Genomic DNA, 14969 nt, shown 5'->3' with positions numbered 1-14969 from the left:
GTTACTCGTACCGCAGGGATTCGATCGGGTCGAGGTTGGCGGCCTTCCATGCAGGATAAACTCCGAACACGACTCCGATAAAGGAGCAAAAGACGAGCGCGACGATATTCAATCCGAGCGCCGAGAAGTTCATAAAGGGGGTTGAGAGGATCGCTACCGAGTTGTCCCACGGGAATATTGCGGGGGCGGTGGTTAAGACGGCAACAACGTTCCCGAGTATCGAACCTGCGATGATGCCAATGAACCCGCCGATTTCGCTGAACACCACCGATTCGCTCAAGAACTGAGAGAGGATGTTCACTTTCGTCGCCCCGAGCGCTTTACGGATCCCAATTTCTTTGATCCGTTCGGTCACCGACACCAGCATGATGTTCATGATGCCGATGCCGGCCGCCAGCAATGCGATGCAGGCGATACCCATTGTTCCGATCTTGACCATAAAAGTAAGATCGTTGAATTGCTGGATGAGGGTGTCGTTGGAGAAGATCGCAAAATCATCGTCCGCGCCCGGCGGGACGTGACGGATCGTCCGCAGAATGGAGGTGGACAGTTCGATGACGTCGTTGTAGCTTTCCTGATCCTTCGTCTGCACCATGATGTTGATGGACCGCTGCTTGCCGTACAGGTTCATCGCGGTGGTGATCGGAATGGCCAAAAAATTATCCTGATTGCCGCCGAGAAAGGAGCCCTTCGACTCGATCGTTCCGATCACCTTAAATTTGTGCCCGTCAACTTTGATGTCTTCCCCGATGGGCGATCCCCGTTCAAAGAGCTTCTCAACGATAGCGTTTCCCAGCACGCAGACAAAATCACCGTATTCGACTTCCTGCGTCGTGAAGGCCCTCCCGTCCTTGATGGTCCAGTTGTTTGTCGGGAAGCCGTCCACCGATTCACCGACCATGCTGACGTTCGGGTTCGTTTTGTCGTTATTGTGAAAGACCTGTTTGACCCCGAACCACGATTCCAGCCCGATGTACTTGGCCTGGGTCATACGCGTGGCAAAGATCTCTCCCTGGTCGATCGTGATATCTTTTCGATTCCTGAATTGGTCGCGGTTCCCGCGGAAAAAGCCGGTGGGGAATTTCTGGATCTGAAACGTGTTCGTTCCGAGGTCGCTGAGGCCGTTCTCGATGGCGTTCTGCAGCACTCCCATCGCCGTCATCACGCCGATAATGGAGAACACCCCGACGCTGATGCCGAGCAGAGTCAACGACGAGCGAAGCTTGTTGACACGGATGGCGTTGATCGCCATTTTAAAACTTTCGGAAATCTGCATATCTCACAACTCGACAAGGAGAAGAGTTCTTGGTTCTTTACTCGTATCTCAGCGCTTCCACCGGATCCAGCTTCGACGCCCTGTTGGCCGGCAGGAATCCCGAGACAACGCCGACGATGATCGAAATAAGGATCGCGACTGCCACGACGCTGATCGGCATCGACGTCGGCATAATTTGATTGACAAGAAGACTGAGCGGGTATGAAATAATGATGCCGATGATCCCCCCGATCAGGGAGAGCGATGCCGATTCGATCAGAAACTGGAGAAGGATCGTGGCGCGCCGCGCGCCGATCGCTTTGCGGATGCCGATCTCCTTTGTCCGCTCGGTGACGGAGACGAACATAATGTTCATGATGCCGATAGCTCCGACAAAAAGCGAGAGAGCTGTGATGAAGAGTCCGATCCCTGCAACGACCACGCCGATCGCGTTGAAGGTTTGGACAAACATCTCCTGCTGGTTGATGGCAAAATCATCCTCCGCTTTCGGCGACACGTGGCGGGCTTTCCGGAGAATGCCGCGCAATTCCTCTTTTGTGTCGTCGAGATTGTTGATATCCGCGGCCTTCACGTTGATCTGGATGCCGCGATTCGCACCGAACTTTCTGAAGAATGCCTGGATTGGGATCACGATCCGGTCGTCGAGGCTTTCAACCCCCAAAAAACTCCCCTGCTTCTCAACGACGCCGATCACGCGAAAGGCCGCAGTGCCGATCCTGATCGTTTTGCCCAGCGGTGTCTCGTTGGGAAAAAGATTGTCGGCAACTTCCGACCCGATCACGGCGACCGGCCTTCCTCCTTCTGCTTCCGCCTGACTAAAAAATCTTCCCAGGTCCATATTGATGCCCGAGGTCTCGAGGTATTGAGCGTTTGCTCCCAGCGTCAGCACCCCGTCAGAACTCTGGTTCTTGTACTTCACGACCCCCTGGGTCCAGCAGATCGGCGTGACGGCTTTGATCAGCGTGGCATGGCGTTCGACGGCTTCATACTGCGTATACTTCACATCTTTCCGGTTTCTGTATTTCCACCATTCATCGCCGCCGAACCAGGGCCACTTTTGCACATACAGAACATCCGCGCCGATCTTGGAAATGCTGTCGTGAAATCCGCGGCTCAGTCCTTCAATGGCTGTGCCCATCAGCGTCACCGACACGATGCCGATCACGATCCCGAGCGTTGTCAGTACAGAACGCATCTTGTTCGCACGAATTGCCTGAAAAGAAATCGCCAGCCCTTCCTTCAATTCGTACGCAAAGTCAGCGATCCTCATGCCCATGCACCACCTCTTGTATGATACCTTAGTGAAACGCCGCCGCGGAGGGAATCAACGATCCAACGGTCTCCGTCATGCCAGAGCCGGGACAACGCGCTTCTGGACTGCCTCGTCGCGTTCAACTCTTCCGTCGCGGATCCTGATGATCCGGTTCGCATGCTCGGCAATATACTCTTCATGCGTCACGAGAATGATCGTGTTGCCGTTGTGATTGAGCTCTTCGAGCAGCGCCATGATCTCGTCGCCGGTCTTCGTATCCAGGTTTCCGGTCGGTTCGTCGGCAAGGATGATCGACGGCTTCGTCACGAGCGCCCGGGCGATGGCAACGCGCTGCCTCTGTCCGCCGGACAGTTCGTTGGGACGGTGATGCATTCTGTCCGCCAGACGGACATGCGTGAGCGATTCGGCAGCCAGGCGCTTGCGTTCATGAGCGTTCACTCCGCCGTAAATCAGGGGGAGCTCGACGTTGTGGAGCGCATCCGAGCGCGGAATAAGGTTGAACGTCTGAAACACAAAACCGATTTCCTTGTTGCGGATTTTGGCAAGCTCATTGTCGTTCATCTCGCTGACGTTCACGCCGTTGAATTCGTACAATCCCGTCGACGGCGTATCCAGGCAGCCGAGAATATTCATCAGCGTCGATTTGCCGGAGCCCGAAGGTCCCATGATCGCAACGTATTCTCCCCTGTCGATTTGAAGGGAGACATCATGAAGGGCATGGACCGCCTCTTCCCCCATGATGTACGTTTTGCTGATGTTTTTGATGTTGATGACGTTCATAGAATATTCCTGCCGGTGTATTAGGTTCCTTCTTTCTTCACGGTTCCAAACTTCTTCGCCGTGTTGTCGATCTTGATCGTTGCGCCGTCTTCCAGTTCACGGTTGATCGCCTTGTAGCTTCCCGACACAACCTCGTCACTCTCGGTCAAACCGCTGATGATCTCGACGGTTGTTTCATCGCTGATGCCCCGTTTCACCGGAACTTGCTTGACTTTCCCGTTATTGACGACGAAAACGACTTCGATCGGTTTGTCAAGGTTGACCGCCGAGTTGTTTTTGACGTCCGTGCTGACGTTCTCTTGCTTCGTTGCCTTCGACGAATCGGCCTTCCCTCCTTCTTTCACTTTCGGAGTTCGCGTCGTCACGCTCTGGATCGGCACCGCCAGGACATTGTTCCGCGTCTCGGTCTGAACATCGGCAGACATAGACATACCCGGCCGGAGAGCGATGTCCTTGTCCAAAATCCGAATCTTCACCTGAAAGTTCGTCACTTCGTCCTGCGTCCCCGCGCCGGTGGTCGTGGCGGTGTTCGCAATTTCATAGACGATGCCCTTGAGCTTTCTGTCGGGGTAGGCATCCACCTGGATGCTGGCGGTATCGTTGAGAGAGATTAACACAACGTCATCTTCGCCGACGTTAATGCGCGCTTCCATCCTCGACAAATCGGAGACGGTCATGATCTCCGTCCCTTCAGTAAAGCTGCTGCCGCTCACGCGCTCTCCAAGCTCCGACAACAACTGTGATACGGTTCCGTCGATCGGCGAGTAGATCGAGGTCTTCTTGAGATTTTCCTTGGCTTGGTTCAACGATGCGTCAGCCTGTGTAACACCGGAGACAGCGGATTCACACTGCGCCTTTGCGACTTTGTATGCCGTCCGCGAACCGACGAAGTCCTGTTCGGACATCAAGGTTTTTTCATAGAGGCCTTGTGCCCGTTTATATTCGCTCTCCGATTTTTCAAGGTTCGCCTGGCTGAGTGCAAGCGACGACTTCGCGGCAACGAGGGCCGCTTCAGCGCCGTCGACGGTCGCCTGATAGACGTCCGGGTTGATCCGCACGAGCAGTTCGCCCTTCTGTACTTTCTGGCCATCCTTCACCGGAAGCGTAATGATCTCGCCGCTCACCTCGGCATTGATTTTCACCATCGTCTCCGGCTGGATCTTTCCCGACGCGGTCACGATCTGTGTTATCGACTTCCGCTGGACTTTTTCGGTCTGAACGTTAATGACGTTCTCCCGTTTGCTCCCCAGCAGCACGATCAGCACGAGCGCGAGAACGACAACGCCGATACCCGAAAAAATAAAAATCTTCTTTTTTGATTTTTTCCCTTTTCCATTTGCCATGGTGTGATGCTCCTTAAGAATAATGTCGTCCATCAGCTTTTGTCAGTACGAAATTCTGCCGATGGCGAGGTCCAAATTCATTTTTGACATGATGTAATTGAAGGCCGCGTTTATTTTGCCCGCTTCGGCATTCACAAGGCCGGCGTCGGCCGTCAACAGGTCGACAAGCGTTCCCGCCCCAAGATTATAGCGTTCTTCCGCAACTTTTTGATTCTGCGTTGCCGATTGAAGACTCTTGATGCTCGCAGTGTATTGCTTGCGGCCAGACTCGAGGTTTAGCAGGGCTTTTTTCACGTCAACGCTAACGTTCCGTTCGGTTTGAAGGACATTTAGGTCAGCATTCATTTTTTCAACCGCGGCGGTCTGGACGGTTTGATTGGTAGCAAAATTGTCAAAGAGCGACCACGAAAGGTTGAGTCCCCAACTGAGTCCTTTGTTATCGGTTAAATTGGAGATCTCTGTATTATTGAGCGCATAGGAAGCGCTGGCAGTCACGCCGGGATAATATCGGCTGGACGCAGATGTTTCGTCGGCTTGCGCGCTTCTCACCAATGCCAAGGCACTTTGATAGTCGGGGCGATATGCCATTGCCGTCTTTCGGAACTGATCCATGTTCTGGTATGAATATTGGGTGGAATCAAGGTCCGTTTGGCTGATGTCCGGAGAAATCGATTCGTCAGCAACCGGGAAGTCAACAGAGGCATCCAGCCCAATGAGTGCGATAAGGTCCGCTTTTGATTCGTCATAGGTATTTTGAGCTTGAATAAGGCTCAATTCGTCGGCTGCAACAACCGATTGCTCATTGTACACATCTGCGATCGCAAGAGCCCCCACTTTGTGCGACTCGGTGATCTGGTCGAGCTGCTTCTGGTCCCTCTTTAAATTTTCCTCGCTTACTTTGACGAGTTGTTCATTCCTCAACACCGTCAGGTAATCGGCCTGCACCGAATTCACAATTTGCTGCTTCGTTCTCGTAAAAATGTTATTGGTCGACTCCTCTCCTGCGATCGCTTTCTTCAAACTCGCCTCGCGCGCAAAGCCGTTAAAAATCGTCCAATTCGAGCTTACGGAAGCATTAAAGTAGTTCGTGGTTGTCGTTGGATGGACAAACGTGACCCCCGAAAAAAAGGCTTCTGTCGTCTGCTCTCGATTCCAATACCCTGAAGCAGTAAGACTCGGAAGATACCCGCCGTATCCGGCCAATACGCCGCTTTGTGCGGCGGCGACGTTGTTCTGTGCCTGTGCTACAGTCACATTCTTATTGAGCGCAAAGTCAATAGCTTTTTGCAAGGTGAGTTTCTGAACGGGAGCCGCTTGACCAAAAACACTTGACGCCAGAAAAAATAGAACAAAAATAGACCCAAACAGCTGTTTCATACATCTCTCTCCAAGGTTATCCATGAACCATTATGCGTTACCTGTTAGTAGACGCACGGTTTCACTGAAAGTTTCATAGCATCGTGAATTTCTTTGAGACAATATAACAATTTTGAAGAAGAGAATCATGTCTCCCCTGGACGCGCCGCCGCAGGAAAATGGTGGATTTTTAAGGAATGCGCTGATATTCCCGGATGACCTCGTCTTTAATAGAGAGAAGATGATGAAGCGCGGCATCATGCTCGTTGGGAATGACGCCGTCGAGGATGGCGTTTTCAATCTTGGACTTCAGGATGCCGACCAATTCACCCGGCTCCAAACCACACACCCGCATGATCTCATCGCCGCGAACCGGCGGCTGAAACGCCCGCAGACGGTCCTTTTCCTCCACCTCCTTCATCTTTCCGTAAACGAGGTCGTAGTTTGCCGTGTACTCCCTGACGAGCTTCGGATTTTTTGAAGTGATGTCGGCTCTGCAAAGAACCATCAGGTCGTCGATCAATTCTCCCGCATCGAAGAGAAGGCGGCGAACGGCGGAGTCGGTCACGTCTTCGTCGACAAGCGCCATCGGACGGAGATGAAGCCTCACCAGCTTTTCCACGTACGAAATCTTGTCGAACGGAAGCTTCAGCTTCCTGAAAATATGCTTCACCATCCTTGCTCCGACCTCTTCGTGCCCGTAGAACGTCCACCCGATCCCTTCGCGAAACTGTTTTGTCCTCGGCTTGGCGATGTCGTGCACGAGCGCAGTGAAACGGAGATAGAGATTGTCCGTCATCGCCGCGATGTTGTCGACTACAACGCACGTGTGCAGGAACACATCTTTGTGGTGATGGTCATCCCGCTGGTCGACTCCGGAGAGTTCCGCGACCTCGGGAAACACGATGTTCATCACGCCGGTGTCGAACATCAGCCGCAGGCCGACAGACGGCTTCGGGCTGGAGAGGATCTTCATGAACTCATCCGTGATCCGTTCCTGTGCTATGATATTAAGCCGATCCTTCATCGACGCGATCGCTTCGAGCGTTTCCTTCTCGAGGGAAAAACCGAGCTGGGATGCAAACCTCACCGCGCGCATGATCCGGAGCGGGTCATCCGTAAAAGTTCTCGACGGATCGAGGGGCGTCCGGAGAATTCTCGCTTCAAGATCTGCCTGTCCGTCAAACGGGTCGGTGACCTCCCCCAAGGTCGCAGAATTTAACGAGGCGGCGAGCGCATTAACGGTAAAATCCCTCCGCGCGAGGTCGTCCTGGAGCGAACCTGGCTCCACGGAGGGGTTGCGGGTATCTCTCGAGTAGCTTTCCTTGCGGGCGCCGACAAATTCAATTTTCAGAGCCCCCGTCTTCAGCATCGCGGTACCGAAATTCTCGTACGTCGCCACGCTCTGTTTTCCGAATTCCTCCGCCGTGCGTTTAGCGAACTCGATCCCGTCGCCAACCACGAGAACGTCAACGTCCTGCACTTCTTTACCGAGCAATTTGTCGCGAACGTAGCCACCAACAACGTACACCTCAACGCCCAGCCCATCGGCGAGCTTCCCGATCGATTGAAGCTCCCTCGACCGAATTTCAATATGTTGTTTCTTTCCGGTCATCTGAGCATCAGACGTTGAACTTCTGCACTTGAATAGAATTCAAAATTCTTTGGGCCACCTCGAGGGCCAGTTTTCCGTCGATACCGGAGACCACAGGTTCCTTTTTTTCCCTGACGGAGGCGACGAACGATTCCAGCTCGTACTTCAGCGCGTTGACGTCTTTCACTTCCGGCTGTTCGTAAACAATATTTCGTTTCTTCTTTCCCTCGCCGATCTGGCCCAGCAACATCGTCGTCTGTCCCCGGCCCGCTCCGTCATCAACAAGACGGAACACTTCCGCAAGTCCCTGGAGAAAATCGATGGAGATGTACCCATTTTGCTGGAACATTCTCATCTTGCGCATTTTATTCTGCGAGATCCGGCTGGCGGTCACATTGGCAACGCATCCGTTCTCAAACTGGAGCCGCGCGTTCGCAATGTCGACAGAATCGGAGACGACCGCGACGCCGTTAGCATCGATCCGGGCAACCGGCGAGCGGACGAGGCTCAGGATCACGTCGATGTCGTGGATCATCAGATCGAGCACGACCGCGACATCGGTGCCGCGCGGGTTGAACTGCGCCAGGCGATGCGATTCGATAAACATCGGCTTCAGGTCGTACGACTCAAGGGCAAGAATAGCCGGGTTGAATCGTTCAATGTGACCGACCTGAATGATGCACCCCTTCGCCGCTGCAAGGGCAATCAATTCTTCCGCCTCCGCCACCGTTTGAGTGATCGGTTTTTCGATCAGCACGTGGACGCCGGCATTCAACGCCCGTTTGGCAACTTCATAGTGCTGGGAGGTCACCGTCGCGACGCTCACTGCTTCTGCGTTCGCCAGCAGCTCATCGAAGCTTGAAAACGACCTCGCACCCCGGAATTGAGAAACGGCGGAATCACATTTTGCTTTATCGGTATCGAATGCCCCGACGAACTCCGCGCCCGGAATTTCGGAATACATTTTGGCGTGCAGGGACCCGAGATGCCCGATGCCGACAACTCCGGTTCTCAAAGGACTCCGAACGCTCGTGGTGTGCGGTGCGCCGTTCTGCATCATAAATTACACTCTCGCTTTTGCTGCTGAAGTTTCGTGTTCATTGTTCATCGTTGATTGCTGACCGCTCATTGTGATCGATTCTCTGCTCCAGCCAGGAGCGCAATTCGTCCACGCTGTGGAAAAGAAAATCGGTCGTTTCCTTCATCACCGACTCTTTGCCGTATGAGTCCCATACAACAGCGGCAACGGGCACCCCGCATTCGTGGGCGGCTTTAATATCGGCAACGGCGTCGCCGACCATCACCGCCTCGTCCGGCTGCAGCGAACACTTCCGCAATATTTTCCTGATTCCGTCTCCGGACGGCTTAAAATGGTCAACGTCGTCGCCGGTGACAGTGAGGTCAAAGAACTGCTCGATGCCGAGTTTTTGCATGGTGATATCGGTTGTGCGTCTCCCCTTGCCCGTAAAAAGGGCTATGGCAACTTTCTTCATCCTGAGGATCTCAAGAATTTCCCGAATTCCGGGGTAAAGCGAGGCAAGCTCGTTGTGCCGTTCCTGATAAAACCTGTAGTACTTTTCCATGGCAATCGCGAGGTTTCCCGTGCCGATGATCTTCTGGATCGCTTCTTCCTCGGGGGGGCCGAACAACGAAATGATCTCCGGCGGAGTCAGGCGTTTCTTCAGGTATTCTTCGGCGATATGGTTGAATGATTCAAAGATCAACAGGTTCGTCTGTGTTAACGTGCCGTCCATATCGAAGATGACGCACTTCAAAGGATGTCGTGATGTTTTTTGGTCCAACGGATTGATTTCATCTTTCTATGAATTTCGGGTTTACTCTACGGACGGCTCGGCATGGATGTTCGTCTCCTGAATCAGGGGAAATTCCACCATGATCTTGTTCTCAAGTGCGGTGGAAATCATATGCACATCCTCGAGCGAGAGCCGTTTGTCGACGATGCATTTCATCGCCACACGGTATTTCCCCCGGACGTCCAGCACCGAAAGAATGCTGCACTCCTGGACTCCCTGCTGGGCCCGCCCCAGCTCCATAATTCTTTCGATAAGTTCTTTCGAAGCCCGAGTAACGTCGGTCGATTCGAAGACTCTTTCCCGGGAATCTTCAATATGAACGATCACCGAGGCAACATTCGGAATCTCGTTCTTCACCAGCGATTCCGCTTCATCGACGATCGAATGAACGCGCACAAATTCGTGCTGCTGTCCGAATTCGAGGTGGAACTCGACCTGGTATCTCCCGTCCACCTGAAATGCCTGAACGTCGTGCGTACTGAGGCCTTTCTTCGACAGAAGGAGTTTGACCTTGTCGACGATCGTCTCGTCGGATGTCTCTGTCGGCTCGGGGTGGATAACGATGTCGGCATTCGGCAGTATGCTCTGAATCTCTTTTTCGACGACGTGGACAAGCGTGTTGGCCGCTTCGAACGGCATCGTCCGCTTAAGGTGCAGCGTTAAATCGACAAAGGTCTGCGGGCCGGAATTCCGGACCCGGACATTCCCGACACTCTGCACTCCCGCCAGCCCTTCGGCGGCATGTTTCACTTTTTCTTCGATGCCTGCCGGCGCGCGGTCGAGAAGCTCGTCCACCGTCCTTTTGCCGAGTGAAAAGGAAACTCCGATAACGATGATCGCGACGATCAATGCGGCGATAGAGTCGGCAACGGGAATTTTCAAAAATGTCAGAACAAGCCCGAACAGCACAACTCCCGAACTCCAAACATCGGTTCCGAAATGAAGTGCGTCCGCCTCAAGCGCCTGACTTTTGTACTTCACTGCAACTTTGCGCAACGCCCGCGACCTCGAGACATCCACCGCGATCGACAGGATGATGACGAAGAAACTCCAAAAGTTCACTTCAATTTCGACCGTGCGGTAGAGCAATCGCTTGACCGCCTCATCGATGATCAACAGGCAGGTGATCAACAGGAGAACCGTTTCGATGAGGGCGGAGAAGCTTTCGATCTTGCCATGGCCGTAGAGATGCGTCTTATCGGCCGGCCGAGCTGAAAATTTCACCGCAAAAAAAGTGACAATGGCCGCAAGCAGGTCGAGTCCCGAATGGGCTGCTTCCGACAAAATTCCCAAACTTCCAGTCCACACGCCGACGGTAATTTTCAGGCCGGTAATGACCAACGCTCCGGCGATGGACGAACGGGCCACCGCAGATTTTTCGGTCTGCTGGATTGAGGACTGTTCCATGGGAGCAAAAATAAAGAAGGCGTCCCGTTGCGGCGGGACGCCTGTTCCAATCCGAGTTTAATTCTGCTTCACGTGCTTTTGTCTGTCTAGCTCAAAAACGTGCAAACGGCGATGATTATGCAACAGTCACTTCTTTCGACAGATACACATCCTGAATTGCATTCAGGATCTGCACGCCTTCGTTCATCGGACGCTGGAACGCTTTACGGCCGGAGATGAGTCCGGTTCCGCCAGCACGCTTGTTGATGACTGCCGTGCGCACTGCCTCGGCAAGGTCGCTTGCGCCGGACGATGCGCCCCCCGAATTGATCAATCCGGCCCGGCCCATATAGCAATTGGCGACCTGGTACCTCGTAAGGTCGATCGGATTATCGGTGGTCAGCTTCTCATAGACCAGCTTGCTGGTCTTGCCGAAATTGAGCGCCGTGTAACCGCCGTTGTTCTCCGGCAATTTCTGCTTGATGATGTCGGCTTCGATCGTCACGCCGAGATGGTTCGCCTGTCCGGTGAGGTCGGCAGAAACGTGATAATCTTTTTCCTTCGTCTTAAACGCGTTATTCCTTGTGTAGCACCATAAGATCGTGCCCATGCCGAGTTCATGCGCATGCTGGAAGGCCTGGCTCACTTCCCAGATTTGCCTGCGGGATTCAGCAGAGCCAAAATAGACCGTGGCGCCGACCGCAACCGCTCCCATCCAATACGCCTGCTTCACGCTTGCGAAGAGTGTCTGGTCGTACGTGTTGGGATAGGAAAGAAATTCATTGTGATTGATCTTCAGAATGAACGGAATCTTGTGCGCATATTTCCTGGCAACCGCTCCCAACACGCCAAGCGTGGAGGCGACAGCGTTCGCTCCTCCTTCGATCGCAAGCTTTACGATATTCTCCGGGTCGAAATAGGCCGGGTTGGGGGCGAACGAAGCGCCGCCGGAGTGCTCGATCCCCTGGTCGACAGGGAGGATGGAAAGGTAGCCGGTTTTGGCCAACCGGCCGTTATCGAAGAGCGCCTGAAGGCTCTTCAACACGGGCGTCGGGCGGTCGGACAACGCATAGACCGAGTCAACAAAATTCGGGCCGGGTAAATGAAGCGATTCCTTCGGAATCGTGGTGCATTTGTGTTCAAGAAGCTTGACATCAGCTCCCAGAAGTTTTTGAAAATCTAAAGCCATATTCATCTCCGATAAAAAAAGTTTCAAGTTCAGTGGTGCTGCATCCTTGAAAATATACGAAAGTACGGAATGTGTTGCAAGGGCATTTTCGACGCGGGACCAGCCGCGGAACCGAGCCGGGGCGATTTCAATTATTTCAAAAAAGATCATGCACACGATTTTTCGGATGAAACTCACTCCCCCTTTCTTGCATCGCCTACCTTGGTTGGTGCTACAGCTTGAGAATTTCCCCTCTCGCTCCGCTTGCTTGTCTTACTCCGTTCCCAATCGCTTCTAATGTGGAACTGTAACACTAGGTGGTGCCTCAGTATGAATTTTGCCAAATCCGTCTTCTTTCTCTGCAGCCAGAGAAAGAAGCAAAGTCCCGCTTTACGGGATCCCGCCTTTCATAGTTTTGGAAAGCGGGAAGAGCCTCTCGGAATCGGAACCCTCGCGATGCTTTCCTTCGCACATGCCCAAGAAAACGGCCCCTCATGCCGACTCACAAGCTTGCCGTTTTCTTAACGCGCGCATCGCACCCAACGCACATATCCGCCGATTCCTCGCTTGAAATTCCAGCGGCATTTTGACCACGTTTCGAAATCGTCGGATGCGAGCGGGGGGAAGGATTCAATCGAAGGGTTCCAATTTCGGTGCAATAGTCCCATATGATGATATTCAAAAAACTTGTTTGCACCGAAATTGGCGGGGGTGCGGCTGGGATTGAATCCGCGCGTTACGATTTTCCCCGAAGGGATCCTTCGGACGAGAGATTTCTTTTGATCCTTTCTTTCTCGGAAAGAAAGGATCCCTATCATATTGAGACACTACCTAGCCCTACCTTACCTTGACATTCCTTTTCTTTCTTGATACTTTGCATAACAAGAAGCCCTCACCGCTATCATCGATCATCCATTTCCGCCGCAGCGCGATGCCTGTAATCAACAAAAAAAATATAGTCCTAAAAAAGAATGAAGAGCGCCGCATTCAGGCCGGGCATCAGTGGGTCTTCAGCAATGAAATTCAAACGATCAACGGCGCTCCCCGGAGCGGCGACATCGTTGAGATCGTCCGGCACGACATGAAGCGGCTCGGCATCGGCTTTTACAATTCCCATTCGCTCATTGCAGCCCGGTTCCTCTCCGCGGATGACGAAGAGATCGATTTCAAGTTTTTCGAGCGGCGGATACTTTCGGCCCTTGCCTTGCGGAAAAAGCTCTACCCCAAGAACGCAACGTTCCGCCTCGTGCACGGGGAGAGCGATTTTCTTTCCGGATTGATCATCGATAAGTACAACGAGTACCTTTCGGTCCAGACTTTTTCTTCAGGAATGGATTCGCGGCTGACACTGATCTGCGATGTGCTCGTTTCGATTTTTTCCCCGCGAGGGATCGTCGAGCGAAACGAATCCCCGCTCCGTGCGCTTGAAGAGCTGCCGGCCCGGAAAGGGATCCTCCGCGGTACCGTCGAGCCGACGATCATCGAACTGCACGACCTTAAATTCCGCGTGGACCTGCTGGAAGGGCAAAAAACCGGTTTCTTCCTCGACCAAAGAGAAAATCGCGCGGCGCTTCGGCCCTTTTCAAAAGATGCCGAAGTTCTCGACTGTTTTTGCAATGAAGGAGGGTTCGGGATCTATGCTGCGCATTTCGGGGCGCGTTCTGCGACGGGCATCGACAGCTCCGAGTACGCGGTTGAAAAATCAAAGGTGAACGCGACCTTGAACAATATCCATTCGGCGACGTTCCTATGCGCCGATGTTTTCGAAGCGTTGGCAGGCCAGAAGAAAGAGTACGATCTTGTCGTCCTCGACCCCCCTTCCTTTACAAAGAACCGAAAGACCGTCGCGACCGCCGTGAAGGGTTACAAAGAGCTCAACGCCGGCGCCATGAAAATCCTCCGCTCAGGCGGGACTCTTGCCACCGCTTCTTGTTCTCACCATATAGAGGAAACGACATTCTTAAACATTATTAATGACAGCGCTGTCAAAGCGGGACGGAAAGTGAGACTGCTCGATTTCGGCGGGGCGGCGCCGGACCACCCGACCTTGCCCGCGATGCCGGAGACCAAATATCTGAAGTTTGCCTTGCTTTCGGTCGAGTGATGATACCATGAAACTCTTTATCCCGGAAATTGTTTAGATAGCTGACTCTCTAACAGGAGCGCATTATGAAACGATCACTCTTCTCAATTGCCTGCCGGTCGGCGGCCATCGTTCTCTTGCCGGCCGCCTCTGCATTTTCTCAGGATGCGGCGCCGGGAACAATGCCATTTTTCTCGCTCAGAGGACTGAACGAGAAAAGCAACCCCGACACGAACATCGTCTTCGAATCGCCGAACAAAGACCTGATCCCGACGCAGCAAACGGCGTTTCTTGCCGACGCCGGCGGAGTGGATATCCTTCTTTCGAATGACGGCTTCGGGCTTGGCGGATTCTACCGGCACGAGTACTCGGAAGAATTATTCGGGATGCTCTCGATCGGATTTTCAGAAGCGAAGGATGCAAACGAAGTTGAATACGTGACGTATGACGGCGAAACGATCGTCCCCGGAAAGATCAACCGCTTCCTTTTGATTCCTCTTCACGTCGGCGTCCAGTACCGGTTATTTGCCGACGAGATTCTCGACAATTTCCGGCCGTATGTCAATGCGGCGGTCGGACCGACGCTCGTCTTTGCAACGCCGTACGACAGGGAATTCTTCAACAGCATCGGATACGGGCAGGCGCATTACACTGCTGGGGGGTATGTCGGTTTCGGGGCGTACTTCGGCTCCGACCGAGGGACCATTTCGGGAATCAACATCCGTTACTACTTCGAATATTTCCAGGACGGCATCGACAGCATGGAGAACAACGATGGATCGATCGAGAAGAAAAAAGATTTCGGGGGATTATTCATTACGCTGAATTTCGGGTCGGTATTTTAGCATACCAATCCGACAGACGCTGCTTCTTGGATTGACAATTCCCTGCCGAGC

12 protein-coding genes are annotated in these 14969 nt (G+C 53.2%); 2 read left to right on the top strand and 10 right to left on the bottom strand.

Features of this window, described 5'->3' with window-relative positions:
- Position 1: 1 nt before the first annotated feature.
- From VMF88_14615 to VMF88_14570, 10 genes are all read right to left on the bottom strand, one after another.
- Entirely contained in the window at positions 2 to 1276 is a 1275-nt protein-coding gene (locus VMF88_14615; protein ID HTY12291.1) for an ABC transporter permease, read from the bottom strand.
- A 37-nt stretch (positions 1277 to 1313) separates the two neighbouring features.
- A complete protein-coding gene (locus tag VMF88_14610; GenBank protein HTY12290.1) occupies positions 1314 to 2552 on the bottom strand; it encodes an ABC transporter permease in 1239 nt (412 codons plus the stop codon).
- Positions 2553 to 2621: 69 nt separating this feature from the next.
- Positions 2622 to 3329, bottom strand: a complete 708-nt coding sequence (locus tag VMF88_14605; protein ID HTY12289.1) for an ABC transporter ATP-binding protein — start codon at positions 3327 to 3329, stop codon at positions 2622 to 2624.
- 20 nt (positions 3330 to 3349) lie between these two features.
- A complete protein-coding gene (locus tag VMF88_14600; GenBank protein ID HTY12288.1) occupies positions 3350 to 4672 on the bottom strand; it encodes an efflux RND transporter periplasmic adaptor subunit in 1323 nt (440 codons plus the stop codon).
- A gap of 42 nt (positions 4673 to 4714) precedes the next feature.
- Entirely contained in the window at positions 4715 to 6049 is a 1335-nt protein-coding gene (locus tag VMF88_14595) for a TolC family protein (GenBank protein ID HTY12287.1), read from the bottom strand.
- A 169-nt stretch (positions 6050 to 6218) separates the two neighbouring features.
- Positions 6219 to 7643 (bottom strand): CCA tRNA nucleotidyltransferase, encoded by a 1425-nt coding sequence (locus VMF88_14590; GenBank protein ID HTY12286.1) that lies wholly within the window; start codon positions 7641 to 7643, stop codon positions 6219 to 6221.
- 7 nt (positions 7644 to 7650) lie between these two features.
- Entirely contained in the window at positions 7651 to 8682 is a 1032-nt protein-coding gene (locus tag VMF88_14585) for a Gfo/Idh/MocA family oxidoreductase (GenBank protein HTY12285.1), read from the bottom strand.
- Positions 8683 to 8719: 37 nt separating this feature from the next.
- Positions 8720 to 9397: an HAD family hydrolase gene (locus tag VMF88_14580; GenBank protein HTY12284.1), complete on the bottom strand. Its 678-nt coding sequence runs from the start codon at positions 9395 to 9397 to the stop codon at positions 8720 to 8722.
- Between the two features lie 60 nt (positions 9398 to 9457).
- Positions 9458 to 10843 carry a cation diffusion facilitator family transporter gene (locus tag VMF88_14575; GenBank protein HTY12283.1) on the bottom strand — a complete coding sequence of 462 codons (1386 nt, stop codon included), beginning with the start codon at positions 10841 to 10843 and terminating at the stop codon, positions 9458 to 9460.
- A gap of 115 nt (positions 10844 to 10958) precedes the next feature.
- Positions 10959 to 12011, bottom strand: a complete 1053-nt coding sequence (locus VMF88_14570; protein ID HTY12282.1) for a class I fructose-bisphosphate aldolase — start codon at positions 12009 to 12011, stop codon at positions 10959 to 10961.
- Positions 12012 to 12921: 910 nt separating this feature from the next.
- Between VMF88_14570 and VMF88_14565 the strand changes: the two genes are divergently transcribed.
- Positions 12922 to 14094: a class I SAM-dependent rRNA methyltransferase gene (locus tag VMF88_14565; GenBank protein ID HTY12281.1), complete on the top strand. Its 1173-nt coding sequence runs from the start codon at positions 12922 to 12924 to the stop codon at positions 14092 to 14094.
- Between the two features lie 65 nt (positions 14095 to 14159).
- On the top strand, positions 14160 to 14918 hold the full coding sequence (locus VMF88_14560) for a hypothetical protein (protein HTY12280.1): 759 nt from the start codon (positions 14160 to 14162) through the stop codon (positions 14916 to 14918).
- Positions 14919 to 14969: the final 51 nt, after the last annotated feature.

The organism is Bacteroidota bacterium, assembly GCA_035506275.1.
Classification (GTDB): Bacteria; Bacteroidota; Ignavibacteria; order UBA10030; family UBA8401; genus JAGVPT01.
Note: the sequence above shows the minus strand (reverse complement) of the source record. Positions and strands in the feature narration are given on the sequence as shown.